The sequence below is a fragment of the Heyndrickxia faecalis genome (assembly GCF_040267745.1).
GTDB classification, from domain to species: Bacteria; Bacillota; Bacilli; order Bacillales; family Bacillaceae_C; genus Weizmannia; species Weizmannia faecalis.
Map to the genome: position 1 here is coordinate 585,620 of NZ_CP158453.1, position 14,030 is coordinate 599,649.

General features: G+C 43.8%; 11 protein-coding genes. 9 read left to right on the top strand and 2 right to left on the bottom strand.

The genetic code is table 11. The features are described from left to right. Nucleotides 1-534: 534 nt before the first annotated feature. A complete protein-coding gene (locus ABR335_RS02750; RefSeq protein WP_046722025.1) occupies nt 535-1,473 on the top strand; it encodes a DMT family transporter in 939 nt (312 codons plus the stop codon). Between the two features lie 444 nt (nt 1,474-1,917). Beyond that, the gene (locus ABR335_RS02755; RefSeq protein WP_350346712.1) at nt 1,918-2,364 is read left to right on the top strand and encodes an aminotransferase class I/II-fold pyridoxal phosphate-dependent enzyme; all 447 of its coding nucleotides are present in this window, start codon (nt 1,918-1,920) and stop codon (nt 2,362-2,364) included. Between the two features lie 167 nt (nt 2,365-2,531). Here the strand turns inward: ABR335_RS02755 and ABR335_RS02760 are convergent, their stop codons facing one another. Further along, nucleotides 2,532-2,732 (bottom strand): cold-shock protein, encoded by a 201-nt coding sequence (locus ABR335_RS02760; protein ID WP_014097018.1) that lies wholly within the window; start codon nt 2,730-2,732, stop codon nt 2,532-2,534. A gap of 337 nt (nt 2,733-3,069) precedes the next feature. Between ABR335_RS02760 and ABR335_RS02765 the strand changes: the two genes are divergently transcribed. The 3 genes from ABR335_RS02765 to ABR335_RS02775 all read left to right on the top strand — a co-directional run bounded on the left by ABR335_RS02765 (nt 3,070) and on the right by ABR335_RS02775 (nt 6,507). Continuing rightward, a complete protein-coding gene (locus ABR335_RS02765; RefSeq protein WP_350346516.1) occupies nt 3,070-4,269 on the top strand; it encodes a beta-ketoacyl synthase N-terminal-like domain-containing protein in 1,200 nt (399 codons plus the stop codon). A 23-nt stretch (nt 4,270-4,292) separates the two neighbouring features. Then, a complete protein-coding gene (locus ABR335_RS02770; RefSeq protein WP_350346517.1) occupies nt 4,293-5,723 on the top strand; it encodes a HAMP domain-containing sensor histidine kinase in 1,431 nt (476 codons plus the stop codon). A 454-nt stretch (nt 5,724-6,177) separates the two neighbouring features. Further along, the gene (locus ABR335_RS02775; protein ID WP_014097035.1) at nt 6,178-6,507 is read left to right on the top strand and encodes a hypothetical protein; all 330 of its coding nucleotides are present in this window, start codon (nt 6,178-6,180) and stop codon (nt 6,505-6,507) included. A gap of 244 nt (nt 6,508-6,751) precedes the next feature. On the opposite strand, the gene ABR335_RS02780 is transcribed toward ABR335_RS02775, so the two are convergent. Beyond that, nucleotides 6,752-8,209: a PTS transporter subunit IIC gene (locus ABR335_RS02780; protein WP_350346518.1), complete on the bottom strand. Its 1,458-nt coding sequence runs from the start codon at nt 8,207-8,209 to the stop codon at nt 6,752-6,754. A gap of 643 nt (nt 8,210-8,852) precedes the next feature. Here ABR335_RS02780 and ABR335_RS02785 point away from each other — a divergent pair. From ABR335_RS02785 to ABR335_RS02800, 4 genes are all read left to right on the top strand, one after another. Continuing rightward, nucleotides 8,853-9,848, top strand: a complete 996-nt coding sequence (locus ABR335_RS02785; protein ID WP_026684420.1) for a LacI family DNA-binding transcriptional regulator — start codon at nt 8,853-8,855, stop codon at nt 9,846-9,848. A 205-nt stretch (nt 9,849-10,053) separates the two neighbouring features. Beyond that, nucleotides 10,054-10,773 carry a ribulose-phosphate 3-epimerase gene (rpe, locus tag ABR335_RS02790; RefSeq protein ID WP_350346519.1) on the top strand — a complete coding sequence of 240 codons (720 nt, stop codon included), beginning with the start codon at nt 10,054-10,056 and terminating at the stop codon, nt 10,771-10,773. A 53-nt stretch (nt 10,774-10,826) separates the two neighbouring features. Next, nucleotides 10,827-11,750, top strand: coding sequence for a PfkB family carbohydrate kinase (locus tag ABR335_RS02795; protein WP_350346520.1), 924 nt, complete (start codon nt 10,827-10,829; stop codon nt 11,748-11,750). Between the two features lie 411 nt (nt 11,751-12,161). After that, nucleotides 12,162-13,808 carry a copper resistance protein CopC gene (locus ABR335_RS02800; protein ID WP_350346521.1) on the top strand — a complete coding sequence of 549 codons (1,647 nt, stop codon included), beginning with the start codon at nt 12,162-12,164 and terminating at the stop codon, nt 13,806-13,808. Nucleotides 13,809-14,030 lie beyond the last annotated feature (222 nt).

Genomic DNA, 14,030 nt, shown 5'->3' on the forward strand with positions numbered 1-14,030 from the left:
GACGGTTTTAATATAGATGTTCATGTATCCGGATAAACCGCACCGCCGGAAAAATTGAAAACCAGCCGGAAATTTTCTGGATGTGCATGCCTGTCATATCGGGAACGGCGAGTGCAGCAAATGGGGGAGCGGGCACAGGGATGATGGAAATGGAGAAAGTAGAGTAGCAGCTAAAGTGAAAAAATGCCCGGACCTCTGATATAATTAGGTTTGTTCAGAAAAACCAACCAAAAAGGTGGGGGGATTTTTTCTTTTCCAAAATACGAGTAAATGTTACCAAGTGTCTCCTGTTTTTCTGTTGCCGAGGAATGGGGTTTGCTTGAACAATTGCATCCTTTAAGCAAAATATTTATGTATCTGAGACAGAGTTGGTAAATTGCTCCTGATTGTTCTGTTTCGGGGGGCTTTAGATGTTTTTCCGGGCCACAATACACTTTTTTAAATAGGGGCCTGGGAGCAATGCGATTGAACCTGAATTTATCGGTGCTCAGGAAGGGCCCGGGCAAAACGATTCGTTTGAAAAAGGAGGGCGCCATGTTCGCCGTTTTTGCAGGCATTGCAATTGGATTCGGTTTGGCTGTACAAACAGCTATCAATTCCCAGTTAAGAAAGTTTGTTGTATCTCCCTTTCTGGCTTCTATGATTTCATTCCTGGTTGGAACTGTCTTTTTGGCCGCTGCAACAGCTGTAAGCCGGACACCTTTAGGGGTTCCCGCCGGTCTTTTCTTGAACCAGCCTGTTTGGATCTGGTTTGGCGGTATTTGCGGTGTGATCGGGCTGACTTCCAATATCCTCCTTTTCCCCAAACTGGGAAGTGTACAAACGACGGTCATGCCGATTTTAGGCATGATTCTCATGGGCATGCTCATCGACCAATTCGGCTGGTTTCACTCCATTAGACAATCTTTCGGAATAAACAGGGCGATTGGCGTATTTCTTGTCCTTGCAGGGGTAGTTTTTGCAGTCGTTGTCCCGGAAGCCATTGCAAAACGCCATTCTGCCATAGAAGAGCAAAAGGGAGAAAATATATGGATTTGGCGGCTGTTGGGAATCGCGGCCGGTATGATTATGGCTGTCCAGGCAGCAATAAACGGAAAGCTGGGCACAGTGCTCCATTCTCCGGTTCACGCTGCCTTCATTTCATTTTTTGTCGGCTCTGTGGTGCTCGTCCTTATCGTTGGCATAAAAGACCGCAGTTTCACGAATATCAAGGAGCCGGTTAAGCAATCTGCTCCATGGTGGGTATGGCTTGGCGGCATCATCGGCGGGCTGTACATTTTGATTAACGTGTTCCTTGTCGATCATATTGGCACAGGGCAAACCGTGATTCTGGCACTGTTCGGCCAGATTGCCGGAAGCCTTGTAGTGGAACGATTCGGCCTGTTTAAATCTTTAAAAAGAAGAATTGTGCCAGTCCAAATATTGGGCCTCGCCATCATGCTTTCCGGTGTAATTTTAATCAAGATGTTTTAGTTCATATTGGTTCTTCTTGTTTTTCCAATTCCGCAATCCCCGGCAGGAAAAACGGTTCAAAATGTGCATAATTTCTTCTAACCAATACGGCATTTTCCCAGTCCTTGCTCCGTCTGCCTGAAGTGCAGGTAATCTGCCTGTATGTTCGCGCAGTTTTCCGGCTTTTTTCGCCAGTTTTCCTGCTTTTGCGGTGTGCTGATTCCTTTGGCGCCTAAGAGAAACAGGCTGATGATTCAGATGGGGTGTGTAAAGTCGCGTTCAAAAGCGATCGCAACAGCCTGGAACATGTATTTTGCCATGCCGATTCCTTTGGGCGGTGCTGTAAAGGCGCGCTTTTGAGACAGTTGATCTGCAAATTCCGCGCCTTTATAACCGGCTGTACAGGCTGGGCTTGAGAACCCGTTGTTTCAAGTGCATCATGTAACATGGAAACAAAAATTTCAAATGAAGGTTCCGAAAAGTTTATCATGTTCCAGGCAAGTCTATTCTTCTCCTTTAAAAATGCAACTTGATTACGGCTCCAGCTATGTGTCGCAAATGCTGGTATTAGAAATGCTCTCTTCGGGATTGTACGATAAACATATGGAAAGGACCAGAACCCGGCTTAAACAAAAAAGAGATTTTCTATTGCAATTGCTAAACCGGCACTTGGCAGATTATGCAATGTGGTCCAAACCTTCCGGCGGATTTTTCATATGGGTGGCTTTTAACAGCAATATAGATACAAGAAAATTATTCAAGGAATGTTTAAACTCCGGCGTATTGATAAATCCTGGATTTATTTATCATGATCATCACCATACGGTTCGGTTGTCCTTCGCGTATCCGAGTTTTGAGGAAATGGAAGAGGGAATCCTGACAATGAAGGCATTACTAGCTTATAATGGTTGACCAAATATATAATCCTGGTTGCAGCAACGGATTTTCACTATTTGTCGACTGGCATGGCGCCTGTTTGTTTCAATTTCCTGCTACATAAGTGAGCGTGTTTTGGTTTTTGAAGAAATAAAAAAACAGGCCCTCTTTATAAAGAGCCTGTTTTTATCATTTTCTCTACATTAAGCTTTTTCAACGTTTGCTGCTTGTGGCCCGCGGGATCCTTGTTCAACATCAAAAGTTACTTTTTGACCTTCGTCTAAAGTTTTGAAGCCCTCACCTTGGATAGCAGAGAAGTGAACGAATACATCGTCTCCACCATTTCGTTCGATAAAGCCGAAGCCTTTTTCTCCGTTAAACCATTTCACTGTACCTTGTTCCATTTATATTGCCTCCTGGTGTGCAACTGCACACAATGTGTTACTATCCTTGTCCAAGGTGGTCATCAAGATGAAAAGTCTTATACTATGCCATTCTTTACACCGAACAAAAATAATTCTTCTTAAGAATAGCGCAGAAGAAAGAAGTTTACAACCATTTTGTTTTGTTAAATTCATGTAATCCATCCGCCTGCGCATTGATGGACAGCTTTTAATGAAATCGCTTTTTTGCAAGGGCAGCACGATTTGCAAAACCATTGTATTTTTTCAAAACAATAAATCAAAATGGGCGTGTTTTTGCTATAATAGACAAGTAAAATACTCGATAGGTGGGGCCGTTATGAAAATAGTATGTACCGGATACGGGATATTTGCGCCAAATACGAGGAACATTGATCAGTATTTGTTTAATTTGAAAAACGGCGTTTGCACATTACAAGTGGCGGAGGGCATGGGGCCAAAAGGAGAATCAACCATTGCCGGGCTTATCCAGGATGAAGAATTGAAACAAATAGAAGCAGATGATAAACTAAAGCGCCTCCCAAAAGTAACAAAAATGGGGGCCGCTGCAGTGAAAGAAGCAATCGCGTCTTCCAGGCTGGATGTCCGGCATAAAAAAGTAGGCTTGTTTTTCGGATTATCCCTTGGTGCTACGGGAGAGAAACTGTACCAGGATTCCATTCACTACGCTAATCATGAACTGTATCGAAAAGTATCGCTCATATTCTCCCACTATGCGAATTACCATAGTATTACGGCTGCCATTGGCCATTATATTGGGGCCAGGGGCGTCGAAAAAACGATTACAACAGGTTGCACTTCCAGTTTGGAAGCAGTAGAAGATGCAATCCTTTACTTGAAAAGCGGAAAAGTGGATGCGGCCATTGTCGGCGGAACGGACAGCCCGATATGCAATGCGACAACTTATGCGTTTGCCAAAACAAAAACGATACCGCTTAACCAAACGCTTGAAGAAGGCGCTGTGCCGTTTCAAAAAGGAAGCAAAGGGTTTGCAATGTCAGAAGCGGCAGGGGCAATCGTGCTGGAGAGGGAAGAAGATGCCGTTCAACGAAAAGCGGATATAAAAGGCGAAATCGTTGATGTCGTTTCCAATAATGATGGGATCAACATTTTTTCATTGGACGGATCCGGGGACCAAATGTTAAACGCGTTAAAAGAAGTCACAATGGGAAGAAAACCGGATTACATCAACAGCCAGGCACTTGGCATTGAACTGAACGACCAAATCGAGCAGCACTGTTCCAAACAGTTGTTTAACCATGAAGTTCCCTATACTTCAATCAAAAGCATGTATGGGAACCCTTTTGGCGCCATTGGTATTTTGCAAGTCATTTCATCGCTTTTAAGCATGCAATATGGCTTTATCCCGCCAACGATTCGGACAACGAGGCGCGGGTATGAAGAAATGAATATTGTAACAGAGACCCTCTATCGGGAGATTCATGAAGTGGCCATCACCAACCATGGATTTGGCGGCAATAACGCATGTGCCTATATGAAGAAATACACCAAGAGTTAGAAAGGGGATGAGGTACTATCGTTATGGGGGTATTGATTTTTACGATAGGATTCATTCCGATTGTCCTGGCCGTGAGTATGCAATCACTTTATAAAGAGTCAAAGCTGTCTCTGATATTGGGATTCTATATGCTTTTGATCACGGCCTGGCAATTCGATATAGGCGTCCTTTTTCTCGGAAAAGTATTAAGCAAGGAAACGATCCTTGTTCTTTTCAAATTTCTTCGGGGCGGGACGACTTTTTCCATACCGGTTGTCTATTACATTGCTTTTTCTATCATAAAAGGCCAGCCGGCACTTCTGGCAGGACGGAAATGGCTGGACAAACTATCGAATGTTTTACTCAATAAAAAGGTTTTATATTTTTTGATTTTCTGGAGTACGGTTATTTATTTTATAAACTGGACAAGTTTAGGTACAAAAGGCTTGTATATGGCGAATAAAAATGGGGCAAATACCCTCTTTTTATTTCCTGAATACGGGCCGCTGATCTGGCTATATATTTTACATATGGGCAGCTTCTTACTGTTTTTAATCCTTATATTCATGATGACCAAAGGAATGGTAAACCAAAATATCAAAAGATTCCTGGCCAGGTTTAGCCTGTATTCCCTGCTTTTATACATATTCGGTTTTTTAAACTTTTCTCCTGGAACCGGTGGTATTTCCAGCAGTATCGGGGTTATCATTTTCTCAACCTTGATCGTCATGGAGTTCATAAAATTAGGCGCAAATATAAAGGCAAACTATTATGAAATAATGGAAAGGCAGATGAAATTGGACTACACCGGCAACTTAGCCGGAAGTCTGATTCATGAAGTGAAAAATGCGAATCAAATCATTAAGGGCTTTTCCCAAATGTTAAATGCAAGCGCTGGTATGGATAAAAAAGATAAAGCTTATTTAAATATGATAGAAAAAACTTCTGAGCATTTAGATGACTTAGTAGATAACTACAAGACCTATTTGAAGTCATCTTCCACCACTTTTAAGAAAGAAAATCTGGAATCGATCATCAGGGAGTCTCTTGCGTTTTCCCAAGCCATTTTAACAGAACATCATATCGAAGTTGAACTGCTGAATTGTTATCATTCCCTTGATGCGTACGTAAATAAAGCAAATTTGAAACAAGTTTTTATCAATCTTATTAAGAATAGCATAGAGGCGATGCCCGAAGATAGAAAGGACAAAAGGATTGCGATCCGGATTGAAGTGGACCAGGAAATGATTATGATCCATTTTAAAGATACTGGCACAGGGATTGGGCGGGAACATTGGGAAAGTGTTTTTAACCCTTTTTTGTCATTGAAACCTGAAGGAATGGGATTAGGCTTGCCTTATGTGAAAAAGATTATCATTGAGCATCTCGGCAATATCCGGATCGTTGAAAGTTCAGCGGAAGGAACCCATTTCCAAATTGAGATTCCGCAAAACGGGATATTAAACATGGACTAGCACTTCGCTTTTGGAAAACGGGCCGGAGCCTGAAATGCGCGGCAACCGCCAAATCTGGCGGGGATTTCCATCGTATTGCCATCCAAAACGGCGGGCAACATAAAGTGTCCCGCCGTTTTTGCACATCGATTTTTTTCCTGCTTTTGCGCCCAGCAATGCTTATTGGCTGACCTGCTTCAGCAAAACCGTTCCTTTCTAACCGTGCTTTCCGGATGGTTTCAGCGCACGGAACAACAGCGCTCTCCCGCTGTTGCGGAAGACCTGATTGACTCAGGAATCGTAACGGCCATTCCAATTCCTTCCAAGCTATCTTTTTTACTCATTATACTATACCGGCTGCGACAATTTTCCTATGAAAATATATATTGCACTAAATATATAGAAAAATCCCTGGCCGGCTTGGTAAAATAGTATCAGGGACAATTTTTGAAGAAAATCATTGCTTAGAGGGTTTTTGGAAAAATGGCTTAAAAGGCGGGATAAGGAGCAAATCAGCCAGGAAAAAATAGAAGCACTTGTCGATGCCAAATTAAAAGCGCTTTTGGCTGAAATGGGCAAAACAAAAGCCGGGCAGACTGCCAGTGCGGAAGATTATTCACTGACACCGAAACAAACGGAATATGCGCTGTCACTCGTATATCAGTTGCGGGGCGAATACGAACTCGCCATCCCGCCTTCTGCATTAACCGTAAAAGATCTGAACCGGCTGATCGCATACCCGAAGTTTAAAAACAAGGGAATATTGGTGAATCTTGTAAAAAAGGGAGTGCTGCTATGGATATAGGAAAATAAGCCCTGCCGCTTCGAAACGCAAGCCGGCGGCAGGGGAGGTGAAGCGCTTTGCTGATGGGAGAGAACGCACGGACGGGAGATGGATGAAATCCCCAGTGAACGATGCCCAAGCCGTGAAACAAAGACGGTAAATTGTCAGCGTGCAAATATTTGTCTGCCGTTTTAGAAATTGAAGAAAAGCCGCCCATAGCAAAAACCCTGAAAACCTTTTTCAGTTTTCAGGGCGGTATTTTTCATTATTCCGCTTTGAACACTTTTTTTACATTGGAACTTTGGTTTTGGTCGGATTGTGCTTGGATGGTCTCTTTAATGGCTGCATTTCTTTTCCGCATTTGTTGATGGTACCAGGCAAACAGCAGGATGTATCCGGCCAGTGCCAGAATGGAAAAAGCAATGAGCTTCAAATCCAGCGTATTAGCTGCTTTCCCAAACAAGATGGCGAGCATTTTCTCAATCGGGTCCGAGTCAACAGATGAGAAGAGTGCGCCTTTTGAAAGCCCTGCCGGAAAACTGTGCATGGCAATCGATGCGGATGTTAAGAATTTGGCAATGAGTGTTGCCCCCCAAAGGAACAATGGGATCATCACCGTGCCGATAATCGTCATCCGGATCACTTTTCCGCGGGTAACAATCAAGAGTGCCGGCGTCAGCACCGTCAGCAAAATCCCTCCAAGCGGCAAGACGTGGTTTCCTGGTAAAAACATGGCTTCCACTAACAGAATCGGCGCAAGAATGTTGGCTACTGCCCAAACTTCTGCTCTTGGGGCAAGGATCGGCCAGTCAATGGCGATTAATAGTTTTCTTCCGCGCAATCGCTTACTCATCATTTTTGTGATCCCGTCTGATAGCGGGTCAATCGCCGGGGCAAACCATCCGCCGACAAAAGCAAACAATTCAAGCGAAACCCCTGCGGTAAAAGCAAGCGCAAAAGTATCTTTGAGAGATTGCTGCCCCAATAAACCGATGAAAATCCCGAGGTATGCACCAATCGCAAATTTGCTTCCCCAGAAACCGATTTTTTTATTGAGGGTTTCGGCATTAAAGTCAAACTTATCAATAAACGGGAGAAATTTGTCAATCACCTTGTTAAACACCATCGCGACCGGAGCGACTAACAATGACGGGTGTGCCGTTGTTGTAATATTGGTTTGGTCATAATCAAGGAGCTCATTAATAGTTGGTTTCATGACATCCGAATTGATCAGCATGAGCGCGTAAATAAATGCAACAAATAATGTTGTGACGATCATATTGTTTCCGGAGTAATGCAAAATGAGCAATCCGAGAACGGAAATGTTCCAAATGTTAAACAGGTCGACATTTAATGTGCTGGTTGTCTTCGTAATCAAAAGAATGAAGTTTGTGATGAGACAAATAAAAGCAAAATAAAGTGTGTAAATCGATCCCCAGGTGATGACCGCGAGCGGCGCCCATCCCAAGTCGGTAATGCCAAGTGATACGCCGGTTGCCTTCACAAAGTTTTGAAGGGCCGGACCGAACGCACTTGTCAATAATGAGATGACGGCACTCATACCTGTGAGCGCCAATGCCATCCGAATTCCGCCCTCAATAGAACGCGAGATGGATACACCTACACACAAAGATAAAATGGTAATGATAAAAAACATCATGGCTGGTGCGCCTAAGTCTATAAAAAAGCGAAAACCTTCGTTCAATTTATCGACAATCATCATGGTTGTGTCCCTCCTTTTGCCTCGTAACCGGTTACGTAAACGAAACAAAAAGGATTATCTATAATATAGCAAACTCCTAAAATAAATTCAACCGTTTTCATAAAAGAAAATATATCCAAATTTCCTTTAGCATTTTGATCCCTTTTCTGAAAGGCGGCCTTTTTGCGGGAAAATGAAACGGCTTTCGCTTTTTAGCCAGCGTTGAACAGGCAAAAAGTTTAGACTTGGCAACCATTCTGGCGGCTTTTGCCAACACTTAAATGCATAGAACGTTGTACGCAAAAATGAGGGAGAGGAGAAATCAAACGTTTGTTGCAGCTATAGAAGTGATTACTATTTCTTTATATGAAGCAATGACTATTCGGATCATCATTAGATGTTGGCACGAAAAATTTAAGTTCATTTTATATCTGCTGTTGAAATGCATGTTGCTGGTAAATCGAATTCTTGAAAATATTAACCGGCTAATTTTCATTCTTCCGCGGGTGCCCTATTTAATATGTCATGAGCATCTAATATTAGAAGGAAACCGGGAAACAGACAGAAAAAATGATTTTACAAAAAGAAACCGTTGACAAAATAAAGAAAAAGGCTTACATTAGTAACGTAATCGGTTACGTAAGACGAAAAGGAGTTTAGGCTCATGGTAACAATACGCGATGTGGCAAAAGCAGCCGGTGTTTCAACGGCAACGGTATCCAGAATTTTGAACAATAAAGGCGAAGCCAGCCCGGAAACGATTGAACGCGTACGTAAAATTGCAGAAGAAATGAACTATAAGCCTAATACATTGGCAAAAAGTTTATCAAAAGGAAATACAAACTTAATTGCTTTGCTGATTCCTTCGTTGGAAAATCCTTTTTTCCCGGAATTGGTGAAGGCGATTGAAGAAGCTGCCAATGCTTATGGTTACCATGTGTATTTGTGCAACAGCGATGATGAACGGTCAAAAGTAAAATACTACCTGGATTCCGTTCTAAGCAGCTATGTAACAGGTGCGATTATTAATTCACTGTACGTGAAAACAAAAGATCTCGATTTCCTGGAAAGCCGGGGAGTCCGTACCATTACCATCGACAGATCGCAGTCTGACCACCCTTATTCTTCCATTACAGTGGATCATAAAAAAGGAGCAAGGCTTGCAGTACGACATCTTATAAAAGAAGGCGGATGCCGTAAAATTGTCCATCTGTCAGGCCCGAAAGATGAAAAAAGTGCAAATGACCGTTTAACCGGCTACCTGGAAGTTTTAAAAGAGGATGGGCATGGGCAGGTGCCACAGGTCGTTTACGGGAATTTCAGCATGGAAAGCGGATATGAAGCAGTGAAAGGCCTGATAAATAGCGGAGCGTCCTTTGATGGCATTTTCAGTTCAAACGATGCCATGGCGTTAGGGGCCATCCGCGCTTGTACGGAAGCCGGGTTAAAAGTGCCTTCCGATATGAAAATCGTTGGCTATGATCATATCCAGTTTTCGCGGTTCTCCACGCCGCAGTTATCGACGGTTGACCAGCAAAAACATAAGGTAGGCCGGCTGGCGATTGAAGAATTGAACCGTTTAATCCGGAATGAAAACGAAAAACCGAGGAAATATGAAGTAAAACCCGAACTTGTTGTACGGGAGTCATCGGTTGATTGATAGCCCGCAAGTTCCGGGGGATGGAGAGTTGAACCTTGATTCAAGACAATTCCGTCCCATTTGTTAAGCAAAAAAAGGAAATGATGAGTCCGGGGCAAAGTTTTTAATTTTGGTTTCATGCAAGTGAGCGTTGCCCCCTGTTTCGGTTTCCATTCTGAAACGAAATATCCCCCAACTGTGTGGGTTTAAACGAGGAGTGAAGAAGATGAATAAAATAGGACCGTCTTTGATGTGTGCAGATTTGGGACATTTAGCAGAAAACATAAAAGAGATGGATGAAGCCGGTGTTGATTTTTACCATCTTGATGTGATGGACGGCTTATTTGTGCCGAATTTCACACTTGGACCCGATTTTATCCGGACCGTCCGAAAGTTGACCGATAAACCATTGGATACACATTTAATGATTAAACAGCCTGAAAGATTCATTGACTTATTTGCTGACTGTGGATCAGACATGATCTCCATTCATGCAGAAGCAACCGATAATTTGCAGGGAGCACTTGCCAGGATCAAAAACGCAGGTTTAAAAGCCGGTGTCGCCATTAATCCCGCAACGCCGCTTGATGTGCTGGATTATGTCTATGACGTAACCGATTACGTTGTTGTCATGACAGTGAATCCGGGATTTGCCGGCCAGAAATTTATTCCGGCTGTATATGATAAAATTGCCCGGCTCCATGAAATCATTATACGCAACAAATTTAATATTGAGATAGAGGTAGACGGGAATATCGGTGCATCCACGATTCCGACCTGCAAAGAAAACGGCGCCACAATGTATGTGTGCGGAACAAGCGCCGTATTTAAAAAGGAAGGCACGCTGCGGGAAAATGTGGAACGTACGCGAAACTTATTAGATGCCCATGCCACAGTGAACGCGGCACCATCAGAAAAACGAAAATCAGCCGGCATATATGGATGAGGCATTGTGGCAATTGCATCATTAATAACGGACATACAGAGGAGGAACCGACAATGGAATTCGATGTTGTGGTGGTAGGAAGCATTAACATGGACGTTGTGGTAAACTGTGAAACTTATCCGAAATACGGGAATACGGAATTTTGCCAATCGATTAAAATGCTGCCGGGGGGAAAGGGCGCCAATCAGGCAGCCAGTGCAGCAACGCTTGGTAAAAAGGTTGCAATGGTTGGTTCGGTCGGCAATGACAGCGCGGGCAACCAAATGCTTGAAAATTTGCGCAGCCGGGGCGTAGATGTCACCGGCGTTATGAAGACAGATAAAGTCGGAACCGGGACGTTTATTGCACTTGTGGACCAGTCAGGGGAAAATACGATGGTCGGCACAATCGGCGCCAATGAAGCATTAACCGGGCAAGATATTGAAAAAGCTTTCGCAAATTTGAAAGCAAAAATTTTATTGATTCAAATGGAAACAAGCAAAGAGTCGATTTTAGCAGCCATGAAGCTGGCAAAACAACGCGGCATGTATGTTATTCTCGATCCGGCACCGGCTGGCGGCATTACACCGGAGGCTTTCCGATATGCCGATCTTGTACTGCCAAACAGCCAGGAGACGGAAGCGATCACCGGTATTAAAGTGACGGATAAAGAAAATGCATTGCTTGCGGCTCAAAAAATTCATGAACTCGGAATCCCAAATGCCATTGTTAAGATGGGAAGCAAAGGCAGCCTTGTTTCTCAGCAAGGCAAAATCACTTTTGTCGATTCTATCCAAGTGCAGGCTGTGGATACGGTTGGGGCAGGCGACTGCTATGCCGGTGCCATTGCCGATGCGCTAATCGATACGGACGATCTTGTGGCGGCGGCCCGGTTTGCATCGGTTGCGGCCGGTATCAAAGTCTCACGTGCCGGCGGACAAGACGCGATTCCAACATTGGAAGAAATAAAAAAATATCAAGGCTTGACAATCGGTTGAGATCAAATCACCACAGGCATTGACAAATGATCCATAAAGGCAAGACCTGGTTTTCATGTGAAGGGAACCAGGTCTTTTGTTTTAAATTCTATCGCTTTTGATGAGTATAAAGCATAAGAACTGAAATGTGGAAAACGAACCCAGAAAAGGAACGCATTTACCGTTACAATACCCGTCACCTGTAAAGCGCCAAATGATGTTTGGCAGATTGCGGGGGTGGCAAGTACTTCCTTTTTCACAAACACTTGTTGAAAATCCTTCTCATTTGTAAATCATGAAATCATGTATTAAGCTAATAGTGTCTTTCCTCGGGGAGCGGTCCTCTGGTATCTATTGCATTTTTCTAAGTATACGATGGATTTGATCGCGGGAAAATCGCGCGTATCTCATTTTGAAAGGAGGGAGGTTCGTTTGAAGACTAGAAAGTATTTTTTATTTGCCGTTTTGCTCTTGTTTGGGGTGCTGATTTTACCTTCCATGGCGTCTGCGCATGCGTACATCGTAAAATCCAGCCCTTCTGAAAATGAAGTATGGAAAGCACCGCCGAAAAAGGTGACCATCCAATTTGATGAAAAAATCCAGCCCGTCAATTATTCCATTCAAGTATTTGATGAGGATGGGAAGCGGGTTGACCGAAAAGACGGAAGGATCAACTCCCGCAATGGAGCTGTTTTGGAATGCGGCTTGCACACAAATTTGCCAAAAGGTACATATCAAATTCAATGGAAAGCGGTTTCCGGTGACGGGCACCCTGTCCAAGGCGTTATCCCTTTTCAAGTTGGATCCGGACATGAGGCGAAGCAACCATCCACTCCCGGAACGGAAACAGGGTATACGCCCAAAATCGACTTGATTTTGATCCGCTGGCTGCAATATGCCAGTTTTGCGTGTATTGCCGGCATGTTTTTCTTTTCCCTGTTCATTGTTCCCCGGGAGGCCGGCCACAATCCATATATAAAGAAAGCGTCCGGCAAGATGCTGCAAATGGGTATTTTGTTCCTGGCTGTGGGCACTTTATTGAGTTTGCCTTTAACGGCGTCCATTGAACTCACGACTTCATGGCGCCATGTGCTTCATGCCGGCGTATTAAAAAGCTTCACGACAAGTACGGATTTTGGGCATATATGGCTGGTACAGATGGCCCTGTTGCTGTGCTTGGCTGCTTTGGTATTTTTCCATTCAAAGACGAAAAATCCCGCTTTGTTTTTTGCAGCACTCGTTCCCGCGCTTGGATGGGTGCTCACCAAAGCGTTGATTGGCCATGCTGCATCAGCCCCGCATCCTGTATGGCAGGTGACGCTGGATTTTCTCCATTTGCTTTCGGCAGAAATTTGGGTTGGTAGCCTGGCCATGTTCGCCGTCTTTATGCCATTGGCAAGGCATGAGGATACAAAGCCGCATTATTTTCGGATGATCAGAGCATTTTCAAAATGGGGTATTGCCCTTGTCGTTGTGCTCGCTGTGACAGGCGTTTTGGGCAGCATCACCTATGTGCCAAACTTGCGATCACTCGTAATGACCTCTTATGGGGAAGTGCTGTTTGCTAAAATTCTGTTGCTTCTCGTGATGGTCATGCTTGCCGCGTTGAATTTTTGGAACGGAAGGCGAAACAGGAAAAAAGGAATTTTTGCATCCGTATCGGGTGAACTGGCAACAGGGCTTGCCGTACTCGTCCTCTCTGTCATTTTGACGAACTTACCGACTGCGATGGCGGCACCCGGACCGTTCAAAGAAACGAAAACTGTCCATCAAGAAGTAGTGACGTTCTCGGCTACTCCGAATGTAATAGGAGAAAATACATTTACATTGTCGTTGAAAGACCGCAATGGACGGCCAATAGAGCATATCGAGCAAGTGACATTAACTTTTACTTCGCTTGAAATGGAAATGGGCAGTGAGTCGAAAGTATTGAAAAAAGTCAAAGTCGGTGTCTACCGGGCAAAAGGAATGGATTTCAATATGGCAGGCCATTGGAACGTGCATGTCCACGTTTTGAAAAAAGATTTGAATACCATCGACACGGATTTCTCTGTTCATGTTGGCAGCCAGCCTGAATGAAGGGAAAAAATCAGTTTCTGTGTGTTTGGGAAAAACCGATTGGCTTGGATTTTTTCCGCTCGTGTCGCAAGCCTGATTGAGGGGAAAAAGATCAGTTTCTGTGTATCAGGCTGGAATAGGCATGTCTAAGTTTTGGAAAGACTTGCATATGATTGACTTAGATTTTTTCGTTCGTGTCGCAAGCTAGCCTGACGAAGGGGGAAAGACGGCGTTTAAAAAACG

What these genes read in the sequence shown, in the direction of transcription:
- ABR335_RS02780 (WP_350346518.1), bottom strand. Translation starts at nt 8,209, where the DNA reads ATGATGATTGTCGATAAATTGAACGAAGGTTTTCGCTTTTTTATAGAC.
- ABR335_RS02785 (WP_026684420.1), top strand. Translation starts at nt 8,853, where the DNA reads ATGGTAACAATACGCGATGTGGCAAAAGCAGCCGGTGTTTCAACGGCA.
- ABR335_RS02750 (WP_046722025.1), top strand. Translation starts at nt 535, where the DNA reads ATGTTCGCCGTTTTTGCAGGCATTGCAATTGGATTCGGTTTGGCTGTA.
- ABR335_RS02765 (WP_350346516.1), top strand. Translation starts at nt 3,070, where the DNA reads ATGAAAATAGTATGTACCGGATACGGGATATTTGCGCCAAATACGAGG.
- rpe (WP_350346519.1), top strand. Translation starts at nt 10,054, where the DNA reads ATGAATAAAATAGGACCGTCTTTGATGTGTGCAGATTTGGGACATTTA.
- ABR335_RS02755 (WP_350346712.1), top strand. Translation starts at nt 1,918, where the DNA reads ATGAAGGTTCCGAAAAGTTTATCATGTTCCAGGCAAGTCTATTCTTCT.
- ABR335_RS02770 (WP_350346517.1), top strand. Translation starts at nt 4,293, where the DNA reads ATGGGGGTATTGATTTTTACGATAGGATTCATTCCGATTGTCCTGGCC.
- ABR335_RS02795 (WP_350346520.1), top strand. Translation starts at nt 10,827, where the DNA reads ATGGAATTCGATGTTGTGGTGGTAGGAAGCATTAACATGGACGTTGTG.
- ABR335_RS02760 (WP_014097018.1), bottom strand. Translation starts at nt 2,732, where the DNA reads ATGGAACAAGGTACAGTGAAATGGTTTAACGGAGAAAAAGGCTTCGGC.